This window comes from Actinosynnema sp. NPDC049800 (genome assembly GCF_040656635.1).
GTDB lineage: Bacteria > Actinomycetota > Actinomycetes > Mycobacteriales > Pseudonocardiaceae > Actinosynnema.
In genome coordinates, this window is sequence record NZ_JBFAMT010000052.1 from 61,049 (window position 1) to 69,995 (window position 8,947).

Annotated in this window: 9 protein-coding genes; 6 read left to right on the top strand and 3 right to left on the bottom strand. The window is 71.4% G+C overall.

The window, feature by feature from the left end; translation table 11 throughout:
• Positions 1 to 28: 28 nt before the first annotated feature.
• Together AB0I91_RS36295 and AB0I91_RS36300 are read right to left on the bottom strand one after the other, a co-directional pair.
• Positions 29 to 1,396 carry a collagen-binding domain-containing protein gene (locus tag AB0I91_RS36295; protein WP_499640940.1) on the bottom strand — a complete coding sequence of 456 codons (1,368 nt, stop codon included), beginning with the start codon at positions 1,394 to 1,396 and terminating at the stop codon, positions 29 to 31.
• Positions 1,397 to 1,557: 161 nt separating this feature from the next.
• Positions 1,558 to 2,067 carry an SMI1/KNR4 family protein gene (locus AB0I91_RS36300; RefSeq protein WP_498780559.1) on the bottom strand — a complete coding sequence of 170 codons (510 nt, stop codon included), beginning with the start codon at positions 2,065 to 2,067 and terminating at the stop codon, positions 1,558 to 1,560.
• Between the two features lie 185 nt (positions 2,068 to 2,252).
• On the opposite strand from AB0I91_RS36300, the gene AB0I91_RS36305 reads away from it, so the two are divergent.
• The 5 genes from AB0I91_RS36305 (at position 2,253) to AB0I91_RS36325 (ending at position 5,934) form a co-directional block, all read left to right on the top strand.
• The gene (locus AB0I91_RS36305; protein WP_498780560.1) at positions 2,253 to 2,576 is read left to right on the top strand and encodes a hypothetical protein; all 324 of its coding nucleotides are present in this window, start codon (positions 2,253 to 2,255) and stop codon (positions 2,574 to 2,576) included.
• A gap of 1 nt (position 2,577) precedes the next feature.
• Positions 2,578 to 3,717 carry a C40 family peptidase gene (locus AB0I91_RS36310; protein WP_499640942.1) on the top strand — a complete coding sequence of 380 codons (1,140 nt, stop codon included), beginning with the start codon at positions 2,578 to 2,580 and terminating at the stop codon, positions 3,715 to 3,717.
• A gap of 14 nt (positions 3,718 to 3,731) precedes the next feature.
• Positions 3,732 to 4,106 (top strand): YbaB/EbfC family nucleoid-associated protein, encoded by a 375-nt coding sequence (locus AB0I91_RS36315; RefSeq protein ID WP_499616725.1) that lies wholly within the window; start codon positions 3,732 to 3,734, stop codon positions 4,104 to 4,106.
• A complete protein-coding gene (locus AB0I91_RS36320; protein ID WP_499640944.1) occupies positions 4,103 to 4,660 on the top strand; it encodes a YbaB/EbfC family nucleoid-associated protein in 558 nt (185 codons plus the stop codon). Before AB0I91_RS36315 ends, AB0I91_RS36320 begins: the two co-directional genes overlap by 4 nt.
• Positions 4,661 to 4,725: 65 nt before the next feature.
• Positions 4,726 to 5,934 (top strand): SatS C-terminal domain-containing protein, encoded by a 1,209-nt coding sequence (locus AB0I91_RS36325; protein WP_498780567.1) that lies wholly within the window; start codon positions 4,726 to 4,728, stop codon positions 5,932 to 5,934.
• Positions 5,935 to 6,067: 133 nt separating this feature from the next.
• On the opposite strand, the gene AB0I91_RS36330 is transcribed toward AB0I91_RS36325, so the two are convergent.
• On the bottom strand, positions 6,068 to 7,135 hold the full coding sequence (locus tag AB0I91_RS36330) for an adenosine deaminase (protein ID WP_499616731.1): 1,068 nt from the start codon (positions 7,133 to 7,135) through the stop codon (positions 6,068 to 6,070).
• A 423-nt stretch (positions 7,136 to 7,558) separates the two neighbouring features.
• Between AB0I91_RS36330 and AB0I91_RS36335 the strand changes: the two genes are divergently transcribed.
• A complete protein-coding gene (locus AB0I91_RS36335) occupies positions 7,559 to 8,752 on the top strand; it encodes a hypothetical protein (RefSeq protein WP_499640950.1) in 1,194 nt (397 codons plus the stop codon).
• Positions 8,753 to 8,947: the final 195 nt, after the last annotated feature.

The window sequence follows — 8,947 nt, forward strand, 5'->3', positions numbered from 1 at the left end:
GCGGCGGCGGTGGGCGCGCTGGGGTGGGTCAGCTCCGCCGGTCGCGCCGCCTGGTCAGGCCCAGCGCGGTCGCGCCGGACAGGAGCAGCGCGCCGCCGAGCACCAGCAGGCCGCGCACGGACGTGCCGGTGTCGGCCAGGTGGTGGTCGTCCTCCGGGAGGACGGCCGCCGGGTGGCTCGTGGTCGCGCTGGTCGCGCCGCCGGTCGTGGTGCCGGTCGTGACAACGGTGGTCGTCACGCCTGTAGTGCTGGAGCTGGTGGCGGTGGTGGTCGTTGTGGTGGTGGTCGTGGTCGTTGTGGTGGTGGTGGTCGTGGTTGGGCTGGTGCGGCAGGTGGTGACGATGTCGTCGAACGGCGCGTAGTGGATCTCGCCGCCGCTGCCGCTGGTCTCACCGCCGTGCACGAGCGACTTGACCACCACCGCGCCCTCGATGTTGGACGGGCTCAGGTCGACCAGGGTGGCGTTCGGCGCGTAGATCGTGCCCCAGACCGTGGGCGAGCTCGGCGGCAGCGTGATCGTCCCGGACGTGGTGAAGTTCCACAGCACGTGCTGCGACGGCTCGTTGCCCTGCCAGCTCACGTTCGGCGGGTCGAAGGTGTAGTCGCCGGACACGTCGACGTTGATGATCAACCACGCGTCGTCGCCGGGTTGCAGGTAGCCGTTGCGCGGGTTGATGTTGTCCAGCGCGCTGAGCTGCTCCGGCGTCAGGGTCAGCACGTTCTGGCCCGGCTGCAGGCCGATCGTCGCGTTCGGGTCGGTGCCGTTCCACGGGCCCTGGCCGTTCTGGTCGGTCAGCGTCACGGTGGACGGGCAGGCGAACATCTCCGCGTTGAGGCTCCGGTACGTCGTGAACAGCGAAGCGAAGTCGAACCCGCTCGCGCCGCCGACCGACTCGGCGGGCTCCGAGGTCTGGATCGAGACGCCCGGTGTGGTGCCCGGACCGGCGCCGTCGGGCACGACCCACGTCACGCCGCCGGACGGGATCACGTCCGCTCCGCTCAGGTCGCCGATCTTGGCGTAGGAGTTGTTGAGCACGCTGAGCGTGCCGGTGCTCCCGGCGAAGTCGATCGCGCCGCCGACCACGAAGCTGGTCGGTCGGGTGTCACCGGGCAGGACGTAGGTGCCCGCGTGGTTGAGCCCCGCGTTGTACTGCCGGAACCGGACGTCGCCGCCGACCGCCACCGGCCCCTCGGTCTCGTTCTCGTACAGCCCGGCGTCGCCCTCGACCAGCACGAGGAACCCGTGGCTCGGGTCGGCGTACACGTCACCCGGCGCGACCGGCCGCAGGGGGTTCACCTCGGCCAGGAGCCTCGGCTCGGCGCTGGGCGCCCAGGCGATCGCGACAACGGCGACGACGACCGCGGCGCCGACCGCGCCAACGCGACTGATCTGCATGTCCGGCTCCCGGTGAGGTCGATCCGCCACCCCACCGAGCAGCCAAGGGCAACTACCCGGACTCGGCACGCCGGCACGCTCGCGTTTCACCCGCCAGGGTGATCACCCGCGCGGATCGGACTCCCGGGACCCCCGAGTTCGACGCCCAATACCGACGACCACTAGTTCGTGAACCAGCCCAGCCGGCCGTCCGTCGTCACCAACGGCTCGCAGTGCCCGAGCCGGCCGCGGTGCTCCAGGGCCGTCGCGACCTGGTCCAGCATCTCGTCCAGGCTCGTCCACTCCGGTTTGAGCATCTCGCCCGCCTCGCGGTCCCACTCGACCACGCACCCCGACAGCACGCCCGGCCGCAGGTCGACCGCCAACGCGTCACCGCACCCGTCGAACGCGATCGGCAGCCACATCGGGTGGAACCCGGTCGTCGGCGTGCCCGCCTCGGTGGCGAGGTCCGCGGGCCAGAACCGCTCCTTCAACCGCCACGAGCGCAACGCGTTGGACGGACCGAGCGGTGTGTAGAACGGCGGCAGCACCTCCGCGAACGCCAAATCGGCGGTGCCACCGCACACCGCCCACCACGCGCGCAGGTCGGCGGGCGGCTCGAGGCCGCTCGCGACCGCCAACGCCTCGACCGCGGCGCTGTCCTCAGGGGGCACGAACGCCGATCCGGTCAAGGGGGCGTGGTGGTCGAGCCACGCCACAATCCGTTCCCAATGGCGCAAAACACCCACACACACATGATCAGGTGACGACACCGCCCGTGGTACCGCTCATCGGGGCAGGATCTCGCCGAACGCCGCACAACCCGCCGGCGGATGGGGCAGGATCGCGCTCGCACGGCACCAAAAGGGGGACGAGGGTGGAACGGGGTTTCGGCGTCGACACCGCGGCGCTGTCGGCGTACGGCAGCACGGCGGCGGGTCTGGCGAGCGAGGTCGGCGCGGTCGGCACGTCCACGTTGGCGGGCACGACGTCGTTGGCCGCGGGCAGCTTCGGCAAGATCGGCGACGAGGTCGGCCTCGGCGCGGCGTTCCAGCGAGCGGCACAGGCCCAAGTGGACGGTGTGGCCGCCGCGTCGGCGGGGTTGTCGGCGTTCGCCGCGGAGGTCGCGAAGACCGGCCAGGCGTACACCGAGCAGGAGGCGCGCACCAGCGCCGACCTCGACCGGGCGGCACAGGTCTGACGTGGACGTCGGCGGCTTCCTGGCGGCTCTGGTCCAGCCGATGAAGGACCACTTGGCCAAGCTGGAGGGCGACACCGGCGGCGCGACGGGCGCGGCCGAGGCGTTCGGGCGGGCGTCCACGGCGTTGACCGAGCTCGACGGCAGGCACACGGGCGCGGCGAACGCCGCGATGAGCCAGTGGTACGGGGAGAAGGCGAACGCGTTCCAGACCCGCGTCGCCGCGTTCTCCGGTGGCGTCGGCACGTTGGCGCGCAACGCGACGACCACCCAGCAGGCCGCCACCACGGCGGTGGACGCGGTGAACGCCGGCAAGACCGCGATCCAGGGCCTGATCGACGAGTTCACCGGCTGGGCGTGGCCCCGGCTGGCGGCGGCGGTCGCGGCGGGCGCGTTCGGCGGGATCGGCGCGGTGCTCGCGGTGGCGGCGGAGGTGACCGCGAAGGCCCGTGAGTACGAGGGCAGGACCGGTCAGGAGTTGGACAAGGTCCGCAACGAGCTGACGGCCGTCGTCGCGCAGTTGCAGGGCTTGGCGCACCCGAACTTCGCCGGGATCGGCGACCCGTTGGGCGTGGAGAGCGGTGGCGCCACGTCGACGTCGTCGGCCGGTGACGCGGGTGGCAGCGGCGGGTCGTCCCCCTCGTCCGGCGGTGGGTCGGGTGGCGGGTCCGGTGGCGGCGGTGGTGGTGGCGGCGGCGGTGAGCCCACTGGGCCGCGCCTGCCCGTGGCGATCCCGCCGCAGCCCGGCACCGGTGTCGGCGTGAACCTGCCCGACGGCAGCTCCGCCGAAGCGCCCAACGAGACCGCCGCACGCGCCGTGCGCAACGCGTTGTCCGCTCTGGGCACCCCGTACGTGTGGGGTGGCGCGAACCCGCCCCAGGGCACGGACTGCAGCGGCCTGACCCAGTGGGCGTACGGCGGCGCCGGGTTCGACATCCCGCGGCCCGCGTCGTCACAGGCGATGGGCGCGTCCGTGCCGCCGGACCACCTGCTGCCCGGCGACCTGGTGGTGTGGGACGGGCACGTGGCCATGGTCATCGGCAACGGGCAGATGGTGGAGGCGGGCGACCCCGTGCAGGTCAACCCGATCCGCACGAGCAACAGCGGTATGGGCTTCATGGGCTTCTACCGACCGACCGGCTGAGACGGGCTGAGGACGTGGACGAGACGCAGCGGGCGGCCCGGCGGGTCGCCGACACCGAGCGGCAGGTCGTCGAGCACGCGGCCCGCACCGGCCCGGTGCTCGGCCGGGCGTCGTCACCCGACGGCGCGGTCACGGTCGTCGCCGCGCCCGGCGGGCCGCCGCAGGAGGTGCGGGTTTCGCCGTCGGCGTTGAACATGGGACCGCGGGCGCTGGCGGACGAGATCCTGCGCGTGTCGGCGCGGGCGTCCCGTGACGCGGCGTCGCGCCTGCACCGGACGGTGGAACGCGTGGCCGACCCGGCGGCGGTGCGGGCGTTGGCCGAGATCGGCTTCGAACGCGGTCCGGACGACGACGAGTTCGACGGCACGTACCTGAGGGAGTCGCGGTGACGCAGGAACAACGGCTCGCGGCGGCCGAGGGCCTGACCCAGGTGCTGGCCCGCACCACCGGCAGCGCCGAGCACCCGACCCGCCTGGCCCGCGCCACGGCGACCGCGTCGGGTGAGCTCAAGGCGCTCGACCTGCACCCGAACGCGTTGGCGCAGGGTCCGGACGCGGTCGGCAGGCTGGTCGTGGAGACGGCGCGGCTGGCCACGGACGCGGCGGTGCAGAAGAGCTACAACGAGTTGGCCAAGTCGTTGGGCGACAGCATGGCGATGGCGGTGGAGGCGTTCGCCGGGCCGCCGCCCTTGCAGACGGCGGGTGCGGCCCTTCGGTCGCAGGCGGAGTCGGCGGCGATCCCTCGGCCGGAGGCGGCCGTTCAGCCGCAGGCGGCCGTCCAGTCGCAGGTCACGCCGCCGGCGGCACACCGGCGGAGCGCGACCGGGACGCCTCCGCCGCCGTGGGCGGGACAGGTGAAGAGCCGCCCCGCGCCCCGCCCGCAACCCGAGGAAACGGACGACGACGACTACTTCGCGGACCCTTTCCGTGGTCAACGGCAGTAGTGCGTGATCGACCCCGTACTCTTGCCCCCGCATCGCAAAGGGGCATGGCGTGACCGGGAGGTCGGATGGCACAGGACATCGTCCCGATCGAGCTGGGGCTCACCCAGGGTGATGTCGTCACCCTGTGGGCCCCGCGCTGGCGGGAAGAGGGCGAGGAGTGGGAAGCCTTCCTCGGCCACGAGGAGGACCTGTACGCGTTCCCCGATGCCGCGCACTTGGCGGCGTTCGTGCGCAAGGCCGAAGAGCACGACCTGACCGACCACCCCGCGTGGCACGTCGTGCCCGCGCTGTCGGTCGGTGAGCTGTCGCCGGACGACAACCACCAGTTCGACCTGGTCGGCGTGCCCGAGCTGGTCTCCGAGGAGCCCGACACGTGGGTCATCGGCGAACTCGCCGACGTGATCTCCATCGTGCGGTCGCTGGCGGACGTCTGCGAGCTGGAGAAGGTGCACGAGGTCCTCGACTCGGCGGAGGGCTTCGCGCTGCTCCCGCAGGGCACGCTGCCGTTCACCGGCCGCGAGGGCCAAGCGTTGTGGACCGAGATCTCCCAGGTCGTCGCGGAGAAGTGGGACGAGGTGCTGGACGCGATCGACGAGGTCGTGACCACGCCGGAGGTCGACGAGACCACGCTCAAGGCCGCGCAGGACGAACTGGCCGAGTTCGAGGAGGCCAACGCGGCCGCCGCGGCCGCCGCGGAGGAGGACGAAGAGGAAGGCGACGAGCCGGTCGGCTTCTGGGGCGAGGTCGGCATCGACCCGATCAAGATCATCAGTGGCGCGGGCGAGTACTACACGCTGCGCTGCTACCTGGACGACCAGCCGGTCTTCCTCGGCCGCAAGGGCCGGATCGACGTGTTCGGGTCGCCGCGCGCGCTGGCCCGGTTCATCGTCGAGGCCGACGACAACGACCTGGCCGAGGTGTCGACCTGGGGCGAGCTGGTCACCAAGGCGACCGGCGGCGACCTGGAGGTCGAGGTCGACCCGGACAACGTCTACGTGCTCACGGGGCTGGACGAGGACATCGCCGACGGCCCGGACGCGATCGACCCCACGCAGCTCGACCTCGTGGTCGAACTGCTGGAGGACGCCGGCGAGTGGGCGAACGACGACACCGTGAAGGTCGCGCTGAACCAGTCCGAGCGGCTGGGGTGGCTGGTGTCGTACGTGCTCAAGCCGGACCCGACGCGGCTCGCGCCCAGCGCGCCGTTCGACGACGAGCAGGTGGCGTGGCGGACGCTCGTGGCGGCGTTCGAGGACCGGCTCAAGGTCCACTAAAGGGGCCGAGAGGGTCGAGAGGGTCGAGTGAAAAGGCAGAGGTCGCGGGCAGCCATCGGAGCCCGCGACCTCTGCGTTTGTGCGACTACCGGTCTGTGCGACCACCGGTCTGTGCGACTACTGGTTCGTGCGACTACTCCTGGGACAGAGCGGCGTAAGCCGGTTCGATGACGTCCTGGATCAGCGCGCGGCGCTCGTCGTGCGAGATGAACGCGGCCTTGGCGGCGTTGACGGTGAACTTGCGCAGGTCGTCCCAGCCGAAGCCGAAGTTCTCGACCACGGTGGCGAACTCGCCGGTCAGCGACACCATGCTCATCAGCCGGTTGTCGGTGTTCACGGTGACCCGGAAGCCGAGGTCGTGCATCCGCTTGATCGGGTGCTCGGCCAGCGACGCCACGGCGCCGGTGTGCACGTTCGACGTCGGGCACATCTCCAGCGCGATGCGCCGGTCGCGCACGTACGCGGCCAGCGGGCCGACCTCGTCGCCCTTGATGTCCTCGGCCAGCCGCACGCCGTGGCCCAGCCGCTCGGCGCCCGCGAGCTGCACGGCCTCCCAGGCCGACTCCGCGCCCGACGCCTCGGCGGCGTGGATGGTGAAGTGCGCGTTCTGCTGCCGCAGGTACTCGAACGCGGACAGCTCCTTGCTCGGCGGGAACCCGGCCTCCGGGCCCGCGATGTCGAAGCCGACCACGCCCGAGTCCCGGTAGCGGACCACGAGGTCGGCGATGCGCTGCCAACCGTCGTTCTGGCGCATGGCGCACAGCAGCGTGCCGACCCGGATGCGGCCGCCCGACGCGGCCTCGCCCTGGCGGAAGCCCTCCTGCACCGCCTCGACGGCCTGCTCCATGCTCAGGCCCTTGTCGGTGAACAGCTCCGGCGCGTAGCGGATCTCGGCGTACACGACGCCGTCGGCGGCGAGGTCCTGCACGGCCTCGGAGGCGACGCGCACCAGCGCGGACTCGTCCTGCATGACGCCGCACGTGTGCGCGAAGCCCTCCAGGTAGCGGACCAGCGAGCCGGAGTTGGCGTTGTCGCGGAACCACTCGCCCAGCGCCACCGGGTCCGTGGTGGGCAAGCCCTGGTGGCCGCAGGCCTCGGCGAGTTCGATCACCGTCTGCGGGCGGAGGCCACCGTCGAGGTGGTCGTGCAGGAGCACCTTCGGCGCGCGGCGAAGGTCTTCCTGGGTAAGCGGGGTCGGCATGGGCGCCACCGTATACCGGTGACACGCCGTGTCGTTCGGAGCTGCGTTGATCAAGAACCGGTATGATCACCCCCACGTCACCCGGTGTGTTCAGAACCACTCGATCAGGTGCCGCTTTCGCTGTCGTGAACCCGTTGTGCAGTCGTGATGCAGAACTTTCCGCGACTGGTGACCGGGCTTTAGTCACTCACTCGGCGGATGCTCACACGGAGCAGTCACAGGCGCGCTGCCGGTTACGTTGGGGTAAGGTCGACAACTGTCACTCCAACGGAGTACACGCAAGGTCGATCCAGGCGGTCCCGGTCGGGGGGCGCTACTGCCCGCCGCCCCAACCTGGTTAGGCTCCCGGAGGTCTCCCCTCCCCTGGACGAAGGCACCCGAGCCGTGAACGAGAACAACAACTCCACGATGTCCTTCGATCGGATGCGCAACATGCTCACGCGCGCCGCGGAGATCCGTGAGAGCGAACAGCAGCAGATCTTCGACGCACTGGACGAGATCCACGCGCGGATGTCCCCGCTCGAGTCGCTGGGTTCCGTTCGCAAGCGCCTGTCCGAGCTGCCCGACCGGACGGAGGTCAGCGTGCTGGCCGAGCGGCTGGACGAGGCGCTGGCCAAGCTGGAGGCCCAGGACGCCGCCGTGCAGGGCATCGGTCGGGCCGTCGAGGGCCTGGTCGACAAGCTCGCCAAGCCGTTCGCGCAGCTCGACGGTCGGCTCGACGGGGTGACGGGTCGGTTCGAGGGCGTCGCCGGGCGGATGGACGGCCTGGAGGACAAGCTCTCCCACATCCACAAGCGCATCGACGACCTCGACGGCCACCTGGACAAGCAGGACGGCAAGGTCGAGCAGGTGCCGGCCGCGGTGACCGGGCCGTTGCGCGAGCGCATCGAGGCGTTGGAGGCCGCGCTGCGCGGTCGCCTGGACGAGGTCGACGAGGGCGTGCACGAGCACCTCGACGGCACCCGTGAGGCGTTGCAGCGCTCGGTGACGGAGTCCGCGAACGGCCTGACCGGCAAGCTGGACGAGACCCGCGACAACGTCAACAGCACGCGGGACGGGCTGCACGCGGCGTTGACCGAGACGCGCGAGTCGCTCGTGGCGCAGTTGGCCGACACGCGCAGCACGATGACGGGCAAGCTGGACGAGGCCCGCGAAGCGCTGCACGCGGCGTTGGACGAGACCCGCGACCAGGTCGACGCGACCGACCGCCTGGAGGCGCTGGCGCAGCGCTTGGAGCAGGTGACGTCCCGGCTCGACACCATGGCGACCCGGCTCGACTCGGTCGAGGACGACTTCGCGTCGCGGCTCGGCGAGCTGTCCGGCGTGGTGGAGCAGGGCATCGCCAAGGTCGAGGGCACGCTGGCGACCCGGCCGGACGTCGACTCGCTGGCGGGCCTGGTGCGCAAGAGCAACCAGGAGTCGGAGCTGCGCATCGGCGGGCAGTTGGACGAGGCGATGGCGACGTTCGCCGAGTTGATCCTCGGCGGGGGTTCGCCCACGCCGCCCCCGCCGCCCACCGCGTTGCCGCGGCCTCAGCGGCGGACCCGGAAGAACGGGCCGAAGCCCGGGGAGAACCGGAACGTGGACGATGACGATCTGACGGCTGAGGGCGCCTGATCCGCAGCCGGTTGATCACGGTGTGGTGCCACTGATCGCTTGTGAGCAGTAAACCGAGAAGGTCCGGTCCGTGATTGTGTGCGGGCCGGGCTTTTTTGTGTGCCGGTGGGTGGTTCGGCGGCGGGTCCGTTGTTGGTCGGGTTTCGTGTCATCCCACCGACCAGTGCGGGGGGGGTCGAGCAAACGAACTTGGGG